16 protein-coding genes and 4 pseudogenes are annotated in these 21,755 nt (G+C 64.8%); 7 read left to right on the top strand and 13 right to left on the bottom strand.

What is annotated here, in order from left to right; genetic code table 11:
* Positions 1–161 precede the first annotated feature (161 nt).
* Positions 162–325 (top strand): annotated as a pseudogene (locus tag OG302_RS43120) (IS3 family transposase); the annotation flags it as partial.
* 1,113 nt (positions 326–1,438) lie between these two features.
* Here OG302_RS43120 and OG302_RS43115 read toward each other — a convergent pair.
* From OG302_RS43115 to OG302_RS43095, 5 genes are all read right to left on the bottom strand, one after another.
* On the bottom strand, positions 1,439–2,410 hold the full coding sequence (locus OG302_RS43115) for a 2Fe-2S iron-sulfur cluster-binding protein (protein ID WP_371750509.1): 972 nt from the start codon (positions 2,408–2,410) through the stop codon (positions 1,439–1,441).
* Positions 2,407–2,673 (bottom strand): hypothetical protein, encoded by a 267-nt coding sequence (locus tag OG302_RS43110; protein WP_371750508.1) that lies wholly within the window; start codon positions 2,671–2,673, stop codon positions 2,407–2,409. Before OG302_RS43110 ends, OG302_RS43115 begins: the two co-directional genes overlap by 4 nt.
* On the bottom strand, positions 2,670–3,734 hold the full coding sequence (locus tag OG302_RS43105) for a Rieske 2Fe-2S domain-containing protein (protein WP_371750507.1): 1,065 nt from the start codon (positions 3,732–3,734) through the stop codon (positions 2,670–2,672). Before OG302_RS43105 ends, OG302_RS43110 begins: the two co-directional genes overlap by 4 nt.
* A 402-nt stretch (positions 3,735–4,136) precedes the next feature.
* Positions 4,137–4,904, bottom strand: a complete 768-nt coding sequence (locus OG302_RS43100; protein ID WP_371750516.1) for an IclR family transcriptional regulator — start codon at positions 4,902–4,904, stop codon at positions 4,137–4,139.
* Positions 4,905–4,935: 31 nt separating this feature from the next.
* Positions 4,936–5,910: an aquaporin gene (locus OG302_RS43095; RefSeq protein ID WP_371750506.1), complete on the bottom strand. Its 975-nt coding sequence runs from the start codon at positions 5,908–5,910 to the stop codon at positions 4,936–4,938.
* A 527-nt stretch (positions 5,911–6,437) separates the two neighbouring features.
* Here OG302_RS43095 and OG302_RS43090 point away from each other — a divergent pair.
* From OG302_RS43090 to OG302_RS43080, 3 genes are all read left to right on the top strand, one after another.
* The gene (locus tag OG302_RS43090) at positions 6,438–6,734 is read left to right on the top strand and encodes a hypothetical protein (RefSeq protein ID WP_371750505.1); all 297 of its coding nucleotides are present in this window, start codon (positions 6,438–6,440) and stop codon (positions 6,732–6,734) included.
* Positions 6,735–6,940: 206 nt separating this feature from the next.
* Positions 6,941–8,374 carry a hypothetical protein gene (locus OG302_RS43085; RefSeq protein WP_371750504.1) on the top strand — a complete coding sequence of 478 codons (1,434 nt, stop codon included), beginning with the start codon at positions 6,941–6,943 and terminating at the stop codon, positions 8,372–8,374.
* A gap of 70 nt (positions 8,375–8,444) precedes the next feature.
* Positions 8,445–9,329, top strand: a complete 885-nt coding sequence (locus OG302_RS43080; RefSeq protein ID WP_371750503.1) for a hypothetical protein — start codon at positions 8,445–8,447, stop codon at positions 9,327–9,329.
* Between the two features lie 913 nt (positions 9,330–10,242).
* On the opposite strand, the gene OG302_RS43075 is transcribed toward OG302_RS43080, so the two are convergent.
* From OG302_RS43075 to OG302_RS43055, 5 genes are all read right to left on the bottom strand, one after another.
* On the bottom strand, positions 10,243–11,181 hold the full coding sequence (locus OG302_RS43075; RefSeq protein ID WP_371750502.1) for a hypothetical protein: 939 nt from the start codon (positions 11,179–11,181) through the stop codon (positions 10,243–10,245).
* Positions 11,182–11,251: 70 nt separating this feature from the next.
* Positions 11,252–12,703: a hypothetical protein gene (locus tag OG302_RS43070; RefSeq protein ID WP_371750501.1), complete on the bottom strand. Its 1,452-nt coding sequence runs from the start codon at positions 12,701–12,703 to the stop codon at positions 11,252–11,254.
* Positions 12,704–13,667: 964 nt separating this feature from the next.
* A complete protein-coding gene (locus OG302_RS43065) occupies positions 13,668–15,194 on the bottom strand; it encodes a TerD family protein (protein WP_371750500.1) in 1,527 nt (508 codons plus the stop codon).
* Between the two features lie 854 nt (positions 15,195–16,048).
* Positions 16,049–16,282 carry a hypothetical protein gene (locus tag OG302_RS43060; RefSeq protein ID WP_371750499.1) on the bottom strand — a complete coding sequence of 78 codons (234 nt, stop codon included), beginning with the start codon at positions 16,280–16,282 and terminating at the stop codon, positions 16,049–16,051.
* A gap of 47 nt (positions 16,283–16,329) precedes the next feature.
* A complete protein-coding gene (locus tag OG302_RS43055) occupies positions 16,330–16,632 on the bottom strand; it encodes a hypothetical protein (RefSeq protein ID WP_371750498.1) in 303 nt (100 codons plus the stop codon).
* Between OG302_RS43055 and OG302_RS43050 the strand changes: the two are divergent.
* Both OG302_RS43050 and OG302_RS43045 read left to right on the top strand, forming a co-directional pair.
* Positions 16,620–16,794: pseudogene (locus tag OG302_RS43050) on the top strand (IS5/IS1182 family transposase); the annotation flags it as partial. The gene OG302_RS43055 and the pseudogene OG302_RS43050 overlap by 13 nt on opposite strands.
* Before the next feature lie 155 nt (positions 16,795–16,949).
* Positions 16,950–17,285 (top strand): annotated as a pseudogene (locus OG302_RS43045) (transposase); the annotation flags it as partial.
* A gap of 190 nt (positions 17,286–17,475) precedes the next feature.
* On the opposite strand, the gene OG302_RS43040 reads toward OG302_RS43045, so the two are convergent.
* Positions 17,476–18,006: a hypothetical protein gene (locus OG302_RS43040; protein WP_371750497.1), complete on the bottom strand. Its 531-nt coding sequence runs from the start codon at positions 18,004–18,006 to the stop codon at positions 17,476–17,478.
* A 268-nt stretch (positions 18,007–18,274) separates the two neighbouring features.
* Here OG302_RS43040 and OG302_RS43035 point away from each other — a divergent pair.
* Positions 18,275–18,766 (top strand): annotated as a pseudogene (locus tag OG302_RS43035) (DUF2637 domain-containing protein); the annotation flags it as partial.
* Between the two features lie 276 nt (positions 18,767–19,042).
* On the opposite strand, the gene OG302_RS43030 reads toward OG302_RS43035, so the two are convergent.
* Both OG302_RS43030 and OG302_RS43025 read right to left on the bottom strand, forming a co-directional pair.
* Positions 19,043–20,614: an MFS transporter gene (locus OG302_RS43030; RefSeq protein WP_371750496.1), complete on the bottom strand. Its 1,572-nt coding sequence runs from the start codon at positions 20,612–20,614 to the stop codon at positions 19,043–19,045.
* Between the two features lie 7 nt (positions 20,615–20,621).
* Positions 20,622–21,755: hypothetical protein (locus tag OG302_RS43025; protein WP_371750495.1), on the bottom strand; the 1,134-nt coding region annotated here is incomplete at its 5' end.

Here is a 21,755-nt window from a genome sequence, read left to right as displayed (position 1 = left end):
TCGCCGTTGTTTCGCGAGTCTCTCCGCTGCAACAGGCCCCCGATGCGCTCGTGCTCATCCTGTATGGCTGGAGCGGTGGCCAGCTGGTAACTGCCGACGGTGCCTTTACGGCCTTCTGAATCTTGCCGAGTCTGTCCTCGATCTGCTTCGTCGGCCGGTTCTTCACCTCCGATCACCGTGCCGACTTCGGCGTTACGCGGATCTGCCGCGTGCTCGGAGTCCCGGGCCGGCTATCACCGGCACCTGGTCACTGGGCAGGCCCGCGCCGAGCGCCGGGCCGAGAAAGAGCGGACCGTGGCCGAGATCCGCGCCATCCATGGCCCCGAGCGGACTGGGCGCGGCGATGTCTCGGCTTGCCCAGAGCGCAGCAGGAGGGCGACGTTCGCGAAGCGGCGGTGTATCGGGAGACAGAGGTCAGGATCGTGTCGCCGTCGACGAAGCCGCTTGCCAAGGGCACCCGCGCCGAAGGGGGCGCAGGCTTCGGACATGACCGACCTGTCGGCGATGGCTGACCGCCTGGGACACCGCCGTGCTCGGCCAATGGGGCGTGTCCTGGGACATCAGCGAATCGCTGCGGCTGATCGTCAGCGAGTTGACCACCAACTCGGTGAGACACACCTGAAGGCCGCCGGATACCGTCGCCGTCACACGCAGGGGCGGGAAGCCGCCGTGAGCGTGGCCGACCGCGGACCCAGCTGGCGGCTCGGCCTGCAGAGTGCTGCCCCCCGACGCCGCCCACGGTCGTGGTCTGGCGATCGTCGCGGCCCTCGCGGGCCGCTGGGGGCAGCATCAGCGCGGAGGAGGTGCCAGCGTTCGGGCGGGCATCGACCTCCTGCCACCGCTGCCGCCCAGGAATCCACCCACGGCGCAACAGAAGCGCCCCAACTCGCGGCCGTTGAGCGGCCCGCGACGCGGACGGGCCTGCCCCTCGCCCTGCGCGGTGGTCTCAAGCGTCGCCCCACCTCCCGCGCCGGGGGAGGAGTACTGAGACCACCACAGGCCCCCTTTCCCTCCCCCCGGGGGGAAGGTAATGGCAAGAGGAGGCCTTTGGCCGTTGGGCCGCCAGCCCTCCTGGGGCCGCGGTAAGCACAAGATGACATCACGGACGCCGTCCATGCCCGGCAGAGCGCACCTGCTGGAGTACCGGACCGCCCGGCAAGACATGCCCGGTGCCGTGATGGCCGCCCCGGACATCCAGTGCGACAACCCCCACGTGCTGCACCGGGCATATCAGGTCGAGGAGCCATGCGGCGCCCTGGCCGAAGCCGCCCCGCATGCCGGTGTCTTCCAGCAATGCACGCGCAGACGCCGCAGGACCGCGCGCGGCCATGACCAGCCTCTGCGATACATGCCGTACGCAACTCCTCGCCGTGAGCCAGAAGCCCCATGGCCCGGTCACGCAGCAGAGACCGGCCAGGCCCCGGTGTATTCGTCTGGGTCACAGGTCAAGGACAAGGCGCGGGCAGGCGGCGCGCGATACGCAGATGAACATTGTGTCGTTGCCTGCCTGTTCTGCGGGCGTGAGGAGGGAGTCGCGGTGGTCCACCACCCCGTCCAGGACCGCCGTTTCGCACGTGCCACAGGTGCCCTCCTGGCACGAGGTCAGGACCTGCACGCCCGCCTCCTCGACGCTCTGCAGGACGGTCTGGTCCGGCGAGACGGTCACGGTGATGCCGCTCCGGGAGAGTTCGACCTCAAAGGAGGCCGAAGGGGTCTGGGCCGCCCGGGACTTCGGCGCGAACCGTTCGATGTGCAGCGCACCGTCCGGCCAGGAGGCCGTTTTCCGCTCCATCGCGTCGAGCAGCGGCTCGGGACCGCAGCAGTAGACGAGGGTGTCGCTGGCCGGGCTGGTGAGCAGCGCGTCCAGATCGAGGAGGCCGGTCTCATCCTGGGGACATAGCTTCACCCGGCGGGGATGGGCCTTGGCCAGCTGCCCGGCGAAGGCCATGCTGGCGCCGCTGCGCCCGCCATACACCAGCCGCCAGTCGGCCCCTTGCTGCTCGGCGGCGGCGATCATCGGCAGGAGCGGGGTGATGCCGATGCCGCCGGCGACGAACAGGTAGCGGGGGGAGTGGGCCAGTTGGAAGTGGTTGCGGGGGCCGCCCACCCGGACCGTGTCGCCCTCGGCCAGCGTGTCGTGTACGTACTGGGAACCGCCTTGGCTTTCTGGCTCGCGCAGCACGGCCACTTGGAGGAGGGAGGTGTCCTCCGGGTCGCCGCACAGTGAGTACTGCCGTACCAGGCCGGGGCCAAGCACCAGGTCGATGTGGGCGCCCGGACTCCACGCGGGCAGCTGCGCACCGGAGGGATGGGCCAGGCTGAGCCGGACGATGTCCTCGGCGAGGGGCTCCTTGCGTAGCAGTGTCAGGTCGAGGTCGTCCCCGGTGGGTGCAAGGGGCGTGATGGTCATGGTGATCTTCTCTCCGGGCCGGGGGCAGCTTCGGGCGAGGACCCCCGGTGAAGGCTGGGGGCGCAGGAAGAACTGGACTGGGAGGCCGGCCCGGGGCAGTGGTCCTCGGGATGGCCCAGCAGCCAGTCCCACAGCCCCACCGGGTCCTCGAACTCCCGTTGTGCTCCGCAGTGACAGACGGCCAGCAGCCGGTCGGTGCCCAGCTTCCAGTGGATGCGGTAGACGTTCTCGCTCGCGAGGGCAGGTGGGTGCAGCTGAGTCATCGTGCTGCCGGCTGGGCCTGCGGCGTGGCGCCCTGCTGGGCCAGGCGGGCGAGCGTGCGGCGGGCGGCGAGTCCGCCCGTGTCGATGTTGATGCTCAGCTCCTGGTAGCCGGCCGGCTCGGTGTCCAGCGCCGTCTGGAGCACATTGAGGGCCACGACGTCCTGCATGACCACCGTGTGGTTGTTGCCGCGCAGGAATTCGGTGACGTTCTGGTCGTCGAGGGCGAAGTCGCGGGCCACGGCCCAGAAGTCGTACGTCGTCTTCTCTGTTGCGGGGGTGATGCCGTAGACGACCTCTACGTGGAAGGCGTGCGGGTCGCTGCCATCCGGATTCGGTCCTGGTGCGTCCACGGGTGCGATGCGCGAGTGGAGCAAGTACAGACAGGGCGCGTGGTATTCGATGTCCTGCCAGCGGCTGATGCGGCCCTTGATACCTGTGGACTTGGCGTAGAACGGAGGGCACTGCGCGTCGTCCATGTGGCGGCTGACGTAGACAATGCCGGCGTTGTCGTCGACCTCGGTGGCGATGGGGGTCTGGGCCACCTCCGGAGTGCCGATGTAGCCACCGTGCAGGTATGTTTCGTGCGATAGATCCATGAGGTTGTCGACGAGCAGACCGTAGTTGCCGTCGATCGGCTCCATGCCCGACACCACGGTGTAGCCGGGCGAGTCCATCCACGGAGCGCGGGGCGGGAGGGCGGCCCCGGGCTCGCCGTCGCCGATCCACACCCACACGAAGGAGTCCTGCTCGACTACCGGATAGGACTTCAGTCGTGCGGTGCGCGGGATGCGCTGTTGGCCTGGCACGAAGAGGCAGCCGCCGTCGGTGCCGTAGGCGAAGCCGTGGTAGCCGCACACCACCCGGTCGCCGTCCAGGCGGCTCGGTGCCTGCGACAGCGGGAAGCGCCGGTGCACACAACGCTCGGACAGCGCCACCGGTTGGCCGGCCTCCGTGCGGTACAGCAGGATCGGCTCGCCGAGAACGGTACGCCCGAGCAGCTCGCGCCCGACCTCTCGGCCGTAGGCGGCGATGTACCACTGATTGCGTGCCAAAGCAGTCATGATCGTTCCCTTCGGAGGGGCCTATTGCGTGCGCGCGTGGTGTCGGCGGCCGGGGCTGGCCGCGGCGGCTGGCCCCGGCCATCGGCCTCTCGTCAGCGCAGAGAGGCCGATACCGGGCAATGCCGTCAGGTGAGCGAGCGGCACAACCAGGGCTGCTCTCTGGTGCCGACACCGAGGTCGTGGGTGGTCACTCCGGCGCGCGGGTCCGGCGTTGCCCGGGCGGCTCCCGGTGGTGCCATCGTGGGGGGCAGCGTTCCCGGCCCACCAGAGGGCTTTCCGGATGCCGGGAAACCTGTGCGACTTCGCCCACGCCGCCGTGGCGAGACGTTCGGCCCTGAGTGGGGGGCCGGCCCCAACGGCTTGGACAGGTACTGAGGCTCAGACCGGCCGGGACGGCACGATTCAGACCTGCAGCGTACTCATGGCGCGTGAGATCGCCCGGGCGCTTGTACAGACGAGCCGGGCCAACCCATGCACGGACGTGCTGCCATGACGTACCACCAGCGATACCGAGGCGATCACCGTGTCGCCGCGGTACACCGGGGCTGCGACGGACAACGCGTCCATCGTGACCTGGCGGTCGCTGACCGCATAGCCATTGGCCCGCACCTCGGCCAGCATCCGCCGCACCGCACGCGGGTCGGTGACCGTATCTGGCGTGAAACGCTGGAGGGGGCCCGCGAGCGCCTGCTCCTGGACCTCGACAGGGGCGTGCGCGAGCAGCACCAGACCGACGCCGGTGGCAGGGAGGGCGAAACGCCCGCCCACACGCGTCAGCACCGGCACCGCACCGGACCCGGCGATGCGCTCGACGAAGACGACCTCTGTGCTTTCGCGCACCGCGAGTTGCACGTTCTCGTGGGTGATCTGGGAGAGATCTTCCAGGAACGGAAGGGCCCGCTCGCGCATTCCCTGTCCACGCGGCGCGAGGGAGGCAACCTCCCACAGGCGCAGGCCGATTCGATAGCTCCCCTTGGCGTCGCGCTCCAATGCTCCCCAGGCGATGAGGTCGCCGAGCATCCGGTGAACGGTCGATACCGGTAGCCCGGATCTCCGGGACAACTCACTCAACGTCATCTCGGGGCACTTCGCGGTGAATGCCCCGAGAATCCGCAGCGCGCGTCCCAACACCGGCCCGGTGCCTGACTCGGAGTTGCGGGGGACCAACATCACGTCTTCTCCATCGGCCGCGAGCGAAGGATCATGCCGGTCGAGCAGTTCGGCTACGGACCTGGTCGTGTGGGAGACCAGGACGAGGGTTCGCTCTTGGCGCCTTCCAGCGCTTGAGCTGGGCTCGCACCGCCGTTTCGGCAGCTGAGCAGAGGCCGTTGAACGGTTCGGCCAGGAGGACCAGTTGGGGTTCGTGTGCTGTTGCACGGACGAAGCCCAGTTTCTTGCGCTGCCCGAGAGACAGCTCGCCGACCAGGACACCATGGCGGCCCGTCATTCTCAGCGCCTCCACCCGATCCACGAGTCCTGCCGTGCGCACTCCCCACCATGCTGCCAACAGTGCCAGCTGCTCGCGCACAGTGAGGTGTTCGTACAGGCACGGTGGACGACACGGCCCGCTACGGCAAGGCCGAGACACGTTCCGGGGACCGGCTCCCTCCTCGGTGGCAGCAGTGGTTCGCATGGATCGGCCATGAGAGTGAACTGCCCGTCGTCGAGGGCACGTTAATCCGTCTCCGGCGGTGGCCACGACTTCCGCAAGGATGATGGTGGCGAGGTTGTAGTGGTCGGGGGAGTGGGCGCCGTAGCCGTTGGAGGCGAAGCCGGCCTCGCTGACGGAGACGCTGGTGGATGTGCCGTTTTGGTCCACGGCGGTGAAGTCGGCCTTGCCCTGGCCGATGGACCAGATCAGCAACGCACCGAGCAGGCCTCCAACGACTTGCCCGCCTAGGTAGGCGGGCAGCAGCCGGACGTCGGTCTTGCGGATGGCGACCATGGCCGCGGTGATGGCGGGGTTGATGTGGCAGCCGGAGATCGGGCCGATCAGGTACGCCGCCGCCTGCAGGCTGAGGCCGAAGGCGAGCGCGACGCCGAGCACGCCAGCGCGGTCGGCGTCGAATACCGCGGTTCCCACCCCGCCGATGATCAGGATCGCGGTGCCGAGGGCTTCGGCGAGGAAGATGCGTAAGGGGGGCACAAACTTCTCCTGGTCGGGGTTGGAGGTCATGATCACTCTGATTGCCGACCGTGGGCACGAGCCTCACGGCGACACTCGTCGGCGGACCACTCATCACCGGGCCGGGGGAACGGCACAGCTCCGTCGGCCAGCACGTCGCCGGCCATCCGCCGTTTGTGCTCCTGTCGTGCCCTCTCAGATCGACGAGGCGTAACGGGGTATTTCGCGCTGCGTCTTCGGGCCGGCGCCAGGGCACCGGTGACCTGGCGCCAGAGCGACACACATCTTCCTGCGCAGCGGCAACTCCAGAAGTCGCTTCATGAGCTGCTGCAGGAGAGCTCCCTCGCCGACGGTGGGACGGCTACCTCTGAGGTCCCTCGCCCCCAGGCGTGATGTCACTGGTCATCAGCGCAACTTCATGATCAGGAGTTGCACCGTTCCTTTGTGGTCCCTTACAGGAAACCGATTCGCTGGCAGAAACGCAGAGGGACAGCGATGGTGCCTGCACATATTAGGTGAGGTGTAAGCACGTAGTTCCCGCGATTGGACTGGTGAGGTGTGTTATGGGGTCGCTATGGGTGGCGCAGGTGGATGCAGTGATCGATTGTCGTCTCTCTCAGCTTCCGTTGGTGGGGGGTGGGGTGTCGGAGGACGAGGATGTAGCGGTGCAGAGCGTGGGAGTGGTGTGGGCAAATAATGCCTTGTCGGGAGAGCAGGTGGGTCAGATTAATGCCGCAATTGATGAATTTAACCAGATCTCCGACAGCGGGTTGCCTCATCTTCCAGTCCAGCAATTCCTCGGGGAACAGCTGTCGCTGACGGCGACGGTGGACAGGCAGGGCGAATCATTTGTTCTGGTGAGCGAACCCCTCTGAGGAGATCGCTGAATAGCAGCACGAGATTGACAATGATCGGAGGGTGGGCGCCATCTGGCCGACGCGTCCAATGATCCAGTCTTGAGGATTCACTCACATTGCGGATCGGCCTGGCGCTCGGTGACGCTTGAACGCGATAGGTACGCCGAGTTCACAGGTTCACCCGCGTCCGACACGGACGTCCAACAGCGAGGCGATGAGCCGATATGACCATTTCGATCGACTGGGTTCGCGATCACTTCGTCAGCGGCGGATTCACGCTGACTGCTTCTCTTATCGGCCTCGGCAGTCCGACAAATATCCTTTTCAGTGATGACTGTCTTGGTACGAGTTGGGCTGTCGAGATCGACCAGAGTGATCCCGATGCTTTAGTGGGTTGGGGCACAGCTCTTGTGAAAGGGGTGAAACGCAATGTTGAGGTGCATTTTTTGGGGGCTTCGCAAGGGGAGCCCAATATTGCTGGCATTGCTGTCTATGTCGACCTCGACGGGGATTGGGAATCCAGCATCTTTCCAGACCTTAACACCGACGCCCTCAGGCCGTTCGGCTTCCAGCATCCCGAGGCTGCCCTGATCGTGGACCCTGAACACCCTTATGAATATCCCTACATTGAGGGTGCAGCCCAGTTTGGCCAACCGGTGGAACGTGTACCGCAACGCTTCTGCGTAGAGGACTCCGGCGCAGGATATCTCGACATCTACTCGCGCCTGGGCAGCCAGCAACGCCACACCGACTTTAACGACCTGATCAGTTCGTTGCCTTTCGCCGCCAAACTTCCTTCCTCCGTTGACGTGCCGCCAGAACTGCAGAGCCTTATCGGGAGCCTGCCTCTCTATCTATCCTATGTCCAGGTGACACTCCAGCAGGATAGCGAGAGCATTGTAGGGGCTAGCGTTGCCGTAGAGATTGGTGAGCTTGGTCATGACGCAGAAATAATTCCGGAACTCTTCACCGCCCACGCACTCAATATCACCCTCGAGTTAATGGGATCCGAGTTCCTGATAGGTGCGGAATATACGGGAAGGATCGGCGAGACCGAGGCCACTGTCTCGGGAATGTACGCCAGCAGCGGTCAGATACGCCTCCTGGGATCGGTGAAGGACGTCGCCTTGGACGGAAGTATCCATGAGTGGCTCAATAGTGCCGTCGGTGCAGACATAGGGCAGATCCTTTCCGGCCCAACAGTGGAGACGATGTTCGTAGAAACCAACGTTCCGCCTTCGGGAGCGGCTGCTCTCACTGCGGGCTTCGTGGTCGAAATTCCGATCCCAGGGGATCACGGGAATGCCTATCTATCACTGACGGCAATTAGCAAGGAATCCGTTACGGTGAGGGGGGCGCTCGAAATTCCCATGCCTACGGTCAGATATCCTGGGCAGAATATCGTCTTTCAAGGATCCGTCACCCGGGCATCCGACGGTCTCACGTTCTCTCTCGCCTGGGAGGGTGACCAGAACTTTAAGGCCTCCATAGCCGACCTCTTTCACCTTCTCGGAGTCAATGAAAACGTAGACATACCGTTCGGGGATATCTCCCTATCCAGCCTTGGTGCTGTTTACCGCCCAAGTCAGAAGCTTCTCGTCCTGGGCGTGAACCTGCCTCCTCTTCAGATCACCGTTGTGAACCTGGGAGTTACGTGACGACGAAGAATGCACCGACGGTGAACGCCGGTCGAATCACGTCAGACTCGAATGAAATAAGGAATCAGCCATGAGTTTTAAGAGCGAATTCAAGACAGCCTGTAGCGATCGTACGACTAGGTTAGATAATCTCGTACCCATACTGAAGAAGACAAGGAAAACGGATAGCGCATGGGGGATTATGAAGGTAAGCAATGACAACTACTACGATTACAGGTTTCTGCTGGATTCGCCCTTCCTTTTCGAGGGGGCGTGTGTGAAATATGACGCCGACCGCGATCCGTTCAAAAACGATATCAAGGCTGTACGTGACCAAGTTCCCATCACCATCAGGCACTACACCAACGGCGACCTGGGGCCGTCAAAGAAGCCTAGTTTCACCCAGATCCTCTCATCCTGGGACCTGGCGAATAGGATTGACTACAGAGGTAACGGGAACACGGGGGTCGAAGACTGGTGCTGGTTCGGCAATCAGAAGTTCGTGTTCTCTACTCTCGCAATCCATGATCAGCCTGCATACAGGATCATGCCGCTAGAATGTGCCTGGTACACGGTGATAGACGAAGGTTCTATTGATTACTGCTGGTGCTCGGCCGATTTCCTCAGTCTTTTTGACGCGACGATCACTACAGCGAAGCAGGCTAAAGCTAAAATAGCGGAGGAATGGGGCGACGGACTAGCGGGGCCGGTCTGCCCTCCTCTGTTCAGGGCCAAAGCAACCAATATAATTTCGGCCGCGCTTTCGACTATTCTTCGCGACACCAAGGAATCTCTTGGTGGCGACTATGTTCAAGAGGTGATAAGCGCCGGCAATGACCTTGCCGATGCAAGAAACCCGAACTCGCGAGGCAGGAAACTCGCTGTCCAGATCCAAGAATATTTCCAGGAACTGGAAATAAAGATTCCCAACGCAATGCCAGTTGATGACTGGTACCCGAACCCTTTGCCCCTATAACAGGCAGATCAAAAGGCTCGCCGGGAAATCCAGGTGAACGAGGGCACAGCGCCTGGGGCAGCCGCAACCGTCAGACACACGCTGGCGAAGAACCGCCGTCGAGGTCCGTCTCGCCCACGTACTGGGCGCGGTACGTGACCGGGGGCAAGCGTGCGGATGGCCTGGGGCTCTACCGGGCCAGCGGCTCAATGAGGCTGGCCTCTCTCTCGGTCGCTCCAGGTCCTTTCGACGTCGCCCTGATCTGTGCCGTACGCGCCTCGGTGTGCTCACCCGGTCCGTGCCGCTGTGGACCGCGGCGTCGGTCTCGATGAATTCCTGCACGGGTCGCTGGTGGCGCTGCGGTGGCGGGTAGTTGGAGTGTGGGGCCAGGCCGTTGTAGATGTGTGGCGTCGGCGGGATCGTGGCTCGACTCATGCCGGGCGTGGCCGCAAGGAGCGGGCTGCTCATAGGAATCCGCGGATGGTTCTTCGCGCTGAAGGCCTTTGGGCCCGCGCTGGCGCAGCGGAGTTGAGCGGTGTCAGTCCCCATGGTCGCCAGAGGCCAGCACCAGCCGGACCGTTCCGGGGTGGCGCCACGACGCTGATGGTAGATCGTTTACGACGAGGTGCAGGTTACCCCGGCGTTGGTGCAGGCGCCGGTTGCTCCGTTCGGCGCGTTGTCGGACAGGGGCAGCGACGTGGTCGAGGCGGGCCTGCAGAGTGGCGCCGGGGCGTGAACGCGTTCGGCAGTGGTGGTGGCGACGCCGGCAGCCGTCGGGTACGGGTGCTGCGAGCCGCCCCGAGTTCATCCATCTCATGCGGGCCGTCGTACCGCCGCCGCCCCCCGGTAGGCGTGACCATATTCCGCGTCGGACCGTGAGATTGGCACTCAACAACATTCGAATAGACTGGGCATTTTCCTTTCTGCCTGCCCGTCAAAATTGCATTTTTGGATTAGGCAGCCAACCGTTGCCTGCGCGGCCAACCGGCCACGGTACGGGAATCTTTATTTCCAGCTTTCCCGAAAAGTGCTTCGAGATATTAACGGCGAGAACTTTACCTGCTGAGTTACTTTCTCCTTGAATTAATGAATTACCATCACTGATCGCCTTGGTGAGGTAGCTGCCACCGTACTTAACCTTATAGTCCGTTAGTACGGCCGAAATTATGGCCCTCCTTGCATTGGTCCCGCTTGCCCTGAGGAGAGGAGGGGTGACCCTTCCCGCCAGATCTGTAGTCGCCCATTTCTGACTTATTAGGTCATTAGCCTGATCTGCGGTTCGAGGCTTCTGTGGCACGAAGTGGAGATAAAAGTCGGGTGAGCACCAGCAATCTACAATATTGCTCGCAGGGATGACGGTATACCATTTGGATTTAATTGAAAGGGCGCTTCTGTATGTAGGTTGATCATGAACGGCAATAGTAGAGAATACAAAATGCTGATTTCCGAAATAGCACCAGCAATTACTGTTGGTGACACCAATGGGGGGCAGGTTTTCGCGGGCACGGTTCACCGTAAGGTCCCAGTTTGACAGGACCCAGGCAAAGCTAGGCGGCCCCGAGGGTTTATCGCCGTTGGTGTAATGCCTGATCGTGATCGGCACCTCGCGGAGTAACCGGTCAATATCGGGGCTTAGGGGATCCTTGGCGGCATTGTACGAAGCGATATTCTTTGAGAAGCTGAACGATGAACCGAAAAAGGGTGCGCGGGTGTAGTAGGCCGCGTTGCTTACGTCCATGAGCTTCCATGCGCTTACGTTTCCTCTGGTCATCGACTCCAGCGCTGGGATGAGATTTGTTGTTCCGACTTGCCGGTAACAAGATGTGCGGAAGTATCGATTGTCACTCATGGCCGACTGCGTGTCAGTATTCATGACTGAGTCCTTTTCGATTCGAATCCCGAATTATTCTGGGTTCACTGATATGCGTCTGGTCAACTTCTGATCACGTAGTACCCAGTCTGGCGAAGACAATCTGAAGCGGTGGCAGATTCACGCCAAAGGCGAGAAGCTGTGCCTTCGGGAGGTACAAGCAGGCAAGGCTGGAAAGGCCGATATCACCGAACGGTACGTCTATGTTTTCACCGACTCCGAGAAGATGAAAGAGGTCGGCTATCCGCATCTCGAAGGTGTCGTCGGCCTCCCAGGCGAGAGAGAAAGTTAGGTCGTCAGAAGCTTTGGAAACGGACCCTTGGAAGATGATGCTCTGGCCGGGATTCTCGTCGGTGGGCATTGGAAATTCGAGTGCCCCCGCTATGGCAGCGGTGTCTTGTCCTTGTTTGATCGCCTTCAGTGACAGATAGGCGTCCCCCTGATCCCCTGGAATTGGGATAGCGACCTCAAGGCCCGCAGAAAGAACAGCGGCTTCTGAGGGAGACATATTGATCTCGACAGTCATCGACTCTATCGTTGTGCCACTCAGGATCTGCGCTATGTCTGCACCCACAGCACTGTTGAGCCATTCATGGACGGTTGAATCCAGCGTGACGGACTTTACACCCCCCAGAAGGCGCATTTGTCCGTCCTTGGCATATACTCCCGAGACCGTGGCATCCGTTTGGCCGATCTTGCCGGTATATTTTGCTCCTATCAGGAATTCGATCCCCATCAAATCGAGGCTGAGGTCGACTGCAGTTGCGGTGAAGAGTCCCTGAATGATTGTTACTTCATGATTGAGATCGCCAATTTCTATGGAAATGCTCCCACCTACGGGGAGGCCTCCATCTTCCTGGAGTGTCACCCGAGCATAGGATAAGTTGAGATTCAAACCTCCAATTATGCTTTCTATTCCCGATGGGATTTCAACGGAGGGCAGCAAGCCAACGAAAGGGAGAGATTGCATCAAGCCGTTGAAGTCGGTGTAGGATTGTTGAACATTCAGGCGAGAGTACAGGTCGAGATAGCCTGGGCTTGATTGCCGTACGCAGAATCGTCGCGGTATCTGTGACGCTTCTACCAGTGGGCCGTATCGGGCAGCACCCTCGATATACGGAAAGTCGTCGGCTTGGTCGGGGTCCACGATCAGTGCAGCTTCTGGATTCGTGAAACCGAATGGCTCGAGGGTGTCGACGTTAAGATTTGGGAAGAGGGTGGATCTCCAATCCTCATCGAGGTCGACGTAAACGGCAATTCCAGTAATAGGGGTATCGCCAGACGCGTCTGGCGAAGCCTCCAGAAACTGCACTTCCACGCTATGCGTCGCTGCCTTCACGGAAGCGGCGCCCCACGCCACTAAAGCATCGTCATTATGATGATCGATCTCGACAGTCCAACTTGATCCAAGACATGCATCGCTGAAGAGATAGTCGGTCGAATCTCCCAGACCGAGAAGAGCCCCAGTCAGCGTGAACGTGCCGTTGCTGAACTGCTGGCGAACCCATTGTGCCGTAATGGTCATGGCGGCATCACCTTACTGTTGCTCCGAGACTGTTTGACTATCAGCCCGGGGTTGATGCCGGCACCGGCTTGCCTCCCACGCGCAGAATGTCAGTCAGCCTAGAATAGGAGTGCTTCCCAATTCTTTCGATGTTCCCTGACTGTCCAGCGTCGCCACCGTCAGCACCTACTCGCCGGGGAATTGCTGTACTTGCACGCGCGGCAACCCGCCGTAGGAATCGGAGCCCGTGTTGATTCCATCAATCACCGCATCAATCTGACACGCCTATTACTCGAATAAGGCGCCACTGGCCCACACATCCCCCACATTTCGCGGCGCCCCACTCCCGCCCTCTGGCACCCTATCTCCCGTCAGCGGAAGATGAGATAGTCGGCAATTGATGGACCACTGCACCCGCCTGTGCTGCCTATACCGACCCCACAGGGCTTCACCTCCTTATCGTGCGAACTATGTGCCCACATGCAGACTGATATGTCCCCCCTGTGACTTTCCCCCTCGGTATCGTTATTGCGAGTGCGTCTTTTCGGAGCCGTTCGGGCTCGACGTCGCAGCTGTCCAGGGCGTACTTCTGCGAGGACGGCACCAGGCCCGCGTCAGCGCGGGCGGAGGTCTCCCGGGCCACCACGCGGACGCGCAGGTGACCGTGGCGATTGCACGCCACCGCAGGGTCGTGCGGGTTGCGCCCCGTGGCACTGCGCCGGCTTCGGTTCCTCGCGCGGCGGCGGGGTCCAGTCGTCCGGCGCAGGAACTGGCCCGGGCGGCCGCGGATCTGCAGGGCTCGCTACCGGTTGTGCGGACAGGGTACGGAGCCAGTCGGAGCAGAACCCCTGCCGGTGGCCAGTCGAAGCTGTGGACCCCCGTTGCTTACAGGGCGGTAGGAGGGCAGGGCCATCAACGGGGCGATGCGCTGTCGTACTTCTGGACCTTGGAAGCTTCTGTCCTGGGCCGGCCTACCCTCGGTGGGCTATCCCACGTCAATTCCGTGGGCACTGGCCAAGCCGTCAAGTCCATCGGCCCAACCCTGTGCGACTGCGCGGAGCTTCCACACTGGGCGGCCGTTGGCGGGTCTGTGCCGGTAGAGCTCCGCGACGACCATTGCGCGGATGGCGGGGTCGGCTGAGGGCTGGAAGGTCCAGGTGGCCGTGGCGCAGTCGATGGACAGTTCAGCGTGGGTGAGGGAGCCGCACGTCAGGCCGGTGTCGACGTCCATGTTGATCGCGATCGTCATACGCTGGACACGCTCGGGTAGAGCTGTGAGGTGGACGGCGGCGCGTTCGACGGTATGTGCGCCATCGTTCTGCTTGCCCAGTAGCCTGGCGGCCCCTTGGGCGGCGGACGGCTGGTTGTAGAAGACGAAGTCTGTGTCACAAGCGACCCGGCTCTGCGCGTCGGTGAGGAACAGAGAGAGGTCGGCATCTGCACCGCCGAACCTGAACGCGATGGTCAGTCCTTCCCATGCCTCATCGGGCAGCGTGAGGTTCTGCCCTGGCGTGAGTGCCGTCGGGACAGCGGGCACGGGCTCGCCGAGCGCAGGCGGCTGGACCGTAGAGGATGCCTGTGTCTTCCACTCGGCGAACGTACGGATCCGGTAGTGGTCCGAGGCAGGCACATGGGGGGTGGCGGGGACGTTGGCCCGCAGGTCGCCGTCCAGACCGGCCAGCGTGGAGTCGACCGAGGCGGCCTCGTCCCGGGCGTGGTCGAGCAGGCTCTGCAGACCGGGCAGCCGGCTGATGTCCAGCGGCTTGATGGTGCTCGACAGGTTGCCGGAGGCGGTCGTGGCGACGGCGCAGGCGACGTCCTGGCCGATGTCCAGGAAGCGCAGTGCGTCCTCCGGTTGCCGCCAGGGACCTGACTCGATGGCCGGGCGGGTCCACCGGCCGTACGCGACGAACGCCAGCCGCTGTGTGTCCGGCATGCGGGTGATCACCGCAAGGTCGATCGCGGTGATCCCAGGGGCGACTGCAAAGCCCTCCTTGAGAGTGGCGATGACGTTGGACCCCATGGACGTGAGCCACCATAGGGTTCGGTCCCGCTTGGTCAGCGTCTTCAGCGTGGGTCGCCCGCCGGAGGTGAGGTCCGGGGTCTGATCGGGCAGCGAGTCGATGTCGTGCTGCCGCATCACCACCGACATGACGGAGCCGTTGACCCCGACCGCACAGCCTGCCGCGGGGTTGTCGGAGAAGGCATAGTTGACCGTCTCGCACACGGTCACCTCGTCGTTCGCGAGGAGGGACTGCCACCACTGATGTGCTTCGGTCGTCAACTCGCCGTGGACGCCCTGCAACCTGGAGAGCTCAGCGGCCAGGTAGCCCGGCGCATCCTGCTCTGCCTGTTGTTTCGCCTCGGTGCGCTCAGCGCGCGCGAACACGCCGAGACCTGCTAGGTGGAATGTCTTCGCTTCGGCCAGGGCCCATGGCAACCCGAGTTGTGGGGGCCCAGGCACGACCGGTGGGAGCACGGGGGAGAAGGACTGCAGATGCAGGCTGGTCATCTGCCGACGTACCTCCCGTAAATGCGCGATGGCCGCGTCGCGTTCCGCCTCCTGCTTGGCCCGCTCGGCCTGCTGGCGAGCCCGTTCCAGCTGCTCACCCGAAGGCGCGGCGGATCGCGGACGTGAGCCGGAGCGCGTCGTGCGACTCGTACTGGTGCGGCGCCCGCTGCCAAGAGCGCTGGAGGCGTAGAACGGGCCCATCCCGGACGAGAGGGTGGTCCGCCCACCACCCACATTCACCCTGGCCATCCTCGGCCCGATGGATGCTCGGACCCCTCGGGCCGAGACACGCACGCTCATGCCGGGCACACCGACGCGAAATCCGAAGCCCATGGGTCTCCCTTCTATGGCGACGAGTCTGTCAGTAACCGGGCGTTGACACGTGGAACCGCGCAGTCCAAGGGGCATGGCGACGCGCGGGGGCTGGACACGGCAGACGGGCCGGTGCGGGCGCTGGTCGACCGGGCTCTGTGGCCGAAGGATCAGCGGCAACAGGGGGCATCCTGCGGGGTGCACCGGACCCTGGCGTCGGCGCCGGGCGCTCTAGGCAAGCCTCACGGTGCGTCACAGATCAGCTAAGGGTCCGCACACCGAGTGCGGTGCGGGCCCTCAATGCGCTTCTGGGGCAGCGGCCAGCCCTTCAGATATGTTCTGCGCGTCGCGCCAGCGGGTCGTCCAGTCGTGCGATCGTTTCCAACAGGCAGGCACTCAGGAAACCGAACGGTCCACCGACGAGCCCGTCATCGGGTCCCTTCGTCCGCGCGGGCCCGGGGTGGGTCAGTGTGGGAGCGCCGACTTCACCAGGTCGTTTGCGGCGATGAGCCCGTGCCCAGGGACCGGATCGCGCAGGGCCTTCACGGCGCGCACGTGCTCGTCTGGTTCCATGCCGGCTTCGGAGAGGGTCCTGCGGACCCATCGTCGGATGCGCTGGTCGCCGGTGTCGGGGCATGGCGGTTCAGGATGTCCAGGGCTGCTTGGAGTCCGGGCCGCTGGTTGTCGCCGGCTGTCTCCAGCGCGGCGTTGATCTCCGATCGGACATTCTCGAGATCATGCAGGACAACAATGGGCGGCTTGTTCTTGCTGACCACGGGGCGTACTCCGATCTAGGCGAACGTGGGGTCTGCTGGGCTGCTCTTCAGCCGAAGCAGTAACTCTGCACCCCGGCGATGCCGAGGATCTGGACCGCGCCGTTCTTGCCTGCCTTCTTGGCGTAGCGAATGAAGTCGCCCTTGGTGCGCGCTCCCCCCAGGAGCCGTGCCGTTGCCTTGGCGCCGCCGAGGGCCTTGATCGCTTTGTAGGCCTTGGCTGCCGGGAACAACGCGACGACGACAGAGGCCTGACACTTGGTCCACGCGCTGCTCCACAACGGGTCGGCAACAACGGGGACAGTGGTGTTCTTGTCGAAGTCGATGCTCTGGATGAGGGATCCGTCTTGCACGCGGTAGGAGGTGTGGCCTGCTGGTGCGGCCGGGCGGCCAGCGCACCGATTCCACCCATGTCCTGGCCGCGGTGCGACGGCTGAACCGGCTGGAGAACACCGCGGAACACCTGCGCGCCGCCCTGAACGTGCTGGCTGTGGCGGCGCCGGACTGGCTGCTTGCGACGGTGCCGGCCGACTGGTTCGACCGCTACCAGCGGCGCATCGAGGACTACCGGCTGCGGCGCGGCGAAGGCCCGCGCATGCAGTACATGGAGCAGACGGGCGAGGACGGCGTACGGCTGCTGACCGCGATCCACGATCCCCATGGCCCGTCGCGTCACCGAAGGCGGGCCCGCTGCGAGGACCGGATCCGAAACGCCCGCGACACCGGCCTGCGCCACCTGCCCCTCCACGACACCGCCCAGAACCGGATCTGGCTCGAGATCGTCTCCATCGCGCTCGACCTGCTTGCCTGGATGCCGATGCTCGCGCTCACCGGTGACACCCGCCGCTGGGAACCCAAACGACTCCGGCTCCACCTGTTCTCCGCCGCCGCCCGGCTCGTGAACACCGGCCGCCGTCGCTGGCTCCGCTTCACCGCCCGATGGCCCTGGACCGATACCATCACCCAGGCAATCGACCGGCTTCAGGCCCTGCCGAACCCCGGCTGACCAGCTACTTCGACCGTCCCAACAACCGCACCACCTCCGGAGAGTGGAACCCGGCGCCCACCCGATGCGACAACCGGACCCTCACCCTGCCCCACCACCGGAAAACCGTCACCCCACAAAGACAGAGCCCCCGTCAGCGAACCGACGAGGACTCATGAACGCGGTGGTTTGTTAGACCGGGCGGTAGAGATCAAGAGGTCTGCCGGTGCCGACGGTGTCGAGCAGGGCCTGGAGTTCGGCGGGCGGGGGCCTGGTCGTCCAGGCTCGCCAGTAGCGTTGCAGCGTGGCCCAGGGCGTCAGCCAGCCACGGACGGCGCGGATGGCCTGGGGCCAGCAGGCGGTCTGGGGCCAGTGGGGCGAGGGTGTGCCCCCTCTCTTGGGCGGGGGCCGACTCGTGTTCGTCGGTGGGCGGGTCGGGGGTGAACCAGGTGTTCCAGCAGAAGCTGAACGCGCAGTTGACCAGGCTCTGGTGGCGGCGGATGGCGGTGTCTGAGCGGACCTGGAAGTCGGCCCAGCCGAGTTCGTCCTTGGCCTGCTTGTAGCTCTGCTCGGCCCAGTGCCGCAGTCCGTAGAGGCGTACCACTTCGGTGAGGTCGGCGGCCGGATGCGGGCTGTGCGCCTGGCGGGGTGAGCCGGGCCGGGGCAGGTTGGTGGCCAGGTACCAGGTGGAGGTTTCGGGCAGGGTGGCCGGGTCGGTGGTGGCCACCACCAGCCGGACCACGCCGTCGGGGGCCCACCAGCCCAGCTGGGCGTCGGCGGCCCACCAGATGGAGGTGTGTCCGTCGCGGAAGGCGCGGGTGAGGGGCTGCCAGTCGCCCGGCCGGTCGGGGCGTGCCAGGCCAGTTCGCGGGCGGCGTCCACGGGCCGGAAGGCGTCTTTGTACTGCCAGGTGCCATGGCCACGCTTGAGGGCCATCGCGAACGGCAGGTGAGCGTCCGAGAGTTCGGCGCGGAAACTGTTGTGATCACCGTAGGCGCAGTGCGGCTGGGCTGGGGGAGCCGTTGGTTGTGGGCCGGACGCCGCAGGTCCTGATTGGTGTGGTGGTCGCGGGCGCGGTGGTCATCGCCGGTATCGGTTTCGTGGGGTCGTACGCGGCCGTGCGCGAGCTTGCCGGGAAGAAGGGCTTCGGCGGCTTCTCGGCGGTCTTCCCGATCGGCATCGACGCGGGCATCTGCGTCCTGCTGGCGCTCGACCTCCTCCTGACGTGGATCCGCATTCCCTTTCCGCTGCTGCGCCATACGGCGTGGCTCCTGACGGCGGCGACGATCGCCTTCAACGGCGCGGCTGCCTGGCCGGACCCGCTGGGCGTAGGCGTGCACGCCGTCATCCCGGCTCTGTTCGTGGTCGCCGTGGAGGCGGCGTGGCACGCGGTGGGCCGGCTCGCGGACATCACCGCCGACAAGCACATCGAGGGCGTACGCCTCACGCGCTGGCTCCTGTCGCCCGTGCCGACGTTCAAGCTGTGGCGCCGCATGAAGCTGTGTTGTGTCCCGAACATGAAAGGGAGTTGGTCGTAGGGCAACTCCTAGAAGTGATGCTGTGCGGGAGATGAAGGTATGGCCCTTCGGAGGCGCCCTGTTGGGGGGAGGGTGGTCTGCCCCGGACGCAGTCGGCGGGTGGTTGTTCAGGAGGTGGCGCCGCTGAGGAGGGCGCGGGCGGGGTGCACGTTTGGGGACTGCGGCTCTCTTACAGCAGGCGAAATCCCCCACCCCGGCGTACTCCCGATCTGCCCGCCGTCAACGAACCACCGGCGTCCATCAGGCTCGGGGCACGTCAACCGCCGGTTGTTGGTCCGGTTGTTCTGAGGCCGGCTCGGGGGGCCGGGGCCGGCCTCGGTGCATGGCTACGGCGGTGCCCACGGCGACGGCTGTGACGACTGCGGCCGCCACGATGGCCGTAATGCGATATCCCGCTGTGAAGGCGTCACGCGCGGCGGAGGTCACAGCCTGGGCGGCGGGGCCGGGCAGTTTCTCGGTCGCGGCCAGGGCCTCGCCGATGGAGTCCGACGCGGTGGGCGGGATCTGGGCGGCGACGGTTGTGGAGGGGGTGAAGTTGCTGGTGTAGAGGCCTGCCATGAGGCTGCCGAGCAGGGCGATGCCGAGACCGGCGCCGACTTCGTAGGAGACGGATTCGACGGAGGCCGCGGCGCCTGCCTGGTGGGGCGGGGCGCCGGTCATGATGGCGTCGGAGGCGACGGTCTGGACGGCTCCGTGGCCCGCGCCGATCAGTATCAGTGACGTGGTGAGGATCAGCGAGGCGGGCCGGTCGGCGGAGGCGGCGATGCCGGCGTAACCGAGGGCGGCCACGGTCAGACCGACGGGGATCACGACGCGCAGGCCGTGGCGGGAGACGAGCAGGCCGGCGAGCGGTCCGGCGGCGAAGGTGGCCAGGGGCATCGGCAGGAGAAAGAGGCCCGCTTCCTTGGGGGACATGCCGTGCACGAACTGGAGGTCCTGGGCGAGCTGCAGTTCGAAGCCGACCAGCACCAGGACGGGGACGGTGGCCGCCACCGTCCCCACGCGGAAGGACCGTGCACGGAAGAGGGACAGGTCCAGCATGGGGTGGGTGGAGGTGAGTTGGCGCCGGGTGAACCAGGTGAGCGCCGCGAGACCGGCCAGGCCGGGAAGCCATGCCTCCCACAGGGGGGTTCCGCGGTGGGCCAGGGACTTGACTGCGTAGACCACGCCGATGACGCCGGTGATGCCGAGGAGGGGGGAAAGGGGCTCCCAGGGCTCCTTGTGCTGGGCTGGGTGGTTGGTGAGCAGGACGGAGACCAGGATGATCGCCGCGGCGGCGAGCGGGAGGTTGATGAGGAAGACTGCTCCCCACCAGAAGTGTTCAAGGATCAGGCCGCCTGCCACGGGGCCGATCGCGGCGCCGCCCGCGGCGACCGCGCTCCACACGCCGATGGCGATGGCACGTTCGCGGGCGTCATCGAAGACCTGCCGGATGATGGCCAGAGTAGCTGGGATGATCAGGGAGGCGCCGGTGGCCAGCGCCGCCCGCGCGCCGATCAGGGCGGTCGGGGAGAGGGACAGTGCGCAGGCGGCGGAGGCGGCCCCGAAGACGACAAGGCCGGTCAGCATGAGCCGTTTGTGTCCGATGCGATCGCCGAGCGGCCCGGTGACCAGCACCAGACCCACCATCATCAACGGGTAGATGTCGGCGATCCACAGCACGTTGTGTGCCGATGCCCCCAGCGTCTCCGTCAGGGAGGGTACGGCCACGTTCAGGATGGTCGCGTCGGCCGCCACCGGCAGGAAGCAGCCCGCCACCACCGCCAGGATCAGCCAGCGGTTGCCTTGTGCCCTCGTCGTGCCTGTGGTCACGGGGTTCTCAATCTCGGGGGAGGGTGGCATGGACCCGTTGGACCAGGTCGTGGAATGCCGCCAGTGACGGCGCGTGAATCAGGCAGCTGAGCCGCCCGGTGGCCAGCCCGGTCAGCTCGCAGGGCACGACGCCGCTGTCGGACTGTCCCGGTGAGCGGACCAAGGGGCCCAGCCGCTCCAGCACGTCGGTGAGGGTGCTGTCCTTGGGCAGGCCGTAGAAGTCGTAGTTGCCCACGGTGCGGCGCTTGAGATAGTCGGGGCCAAGGAACCGTACGCCGAAGTCGTGCACATGGGTGGAGCCGGTGCGCCGGGCGTTGAGGTCCAGCATGAACACCTCCCCGCCCCTGGCGACGGCGTCGATCCCGAAGTGCCCCCGGTAGCCGCGGCGTTGGAGTTCCTGGGCGACTTTTCTGCTTCCCGCGACGAAGGGCTCGTACCATGCGGTCTCGCTCAGGGACGCGGTGGTGACGTTGCCGCGGAGCACGGTCGCGCCGTCGAAGAGCATGTCACAGACGTGGGTGAGCACGGGCTCGTGGGACGGGTCGTCGGGGACCACGTATTCCACCGAGGGGAAGGCGATGGGCCGGCGGTCGCTGCTGTCGGCGCGGTCGATGTACTCCTCGACGACGATGGGGTCCTCGCCGTAGAAGGTGCTCTCCTTGAGGGTCTGGACGATGCTGCTCGTGTCATCCCCGGGCCGGAAGATCAGCAGTCCGACGCCGGCCTCACCCTTGTCGGCCTTGACGATGCACGGTGTTCCGTCGCTCAGCAACTCATCGACGGCGGCCAGTGCCTCGTCGCGATCGGCGCAGTGCCGGCCGCGTGGCACGGTGCACGCGGTGCGGGTCAGACCGGCCTCGGCGACCAGTGTCCGCAATCCGCTCTTGGTGTCCAGCAGATCGCGCAGGGCCTGATCGCGACAGCTCTCTGGCAGTTCGGCGATGACGCCGTACTTCCGCCGCAGGAGATCGGCGAAGGCCCACAGGTCGGGTGTGGTGGTGTGCGGGATGAGCCGGAACCGTCGCCCGGGGCCGACGTACTCCAGCAGGCTCCTCAGCAGCCCGTCGTCGTTGATGAGGTCCGCGAACAGCGAACCCGAATCGGCGGCCGGGCTGAGGTTGACGATGTCCGGCAGCCCGAG

The organism is Streptomyces sp. NBC_01283, assembly GCF_041435335.1.
Lineage (GTDB): Bacteria > Actinomycetota > Actinomycetes > Streptomycetales > Streptomycetaceae > Streptomyces.
The sequence above is the reverse complement of the archived record's forward strand: the minus strand, read 5'-3'. Positions and strand labels throughout refer to the sequence as shown.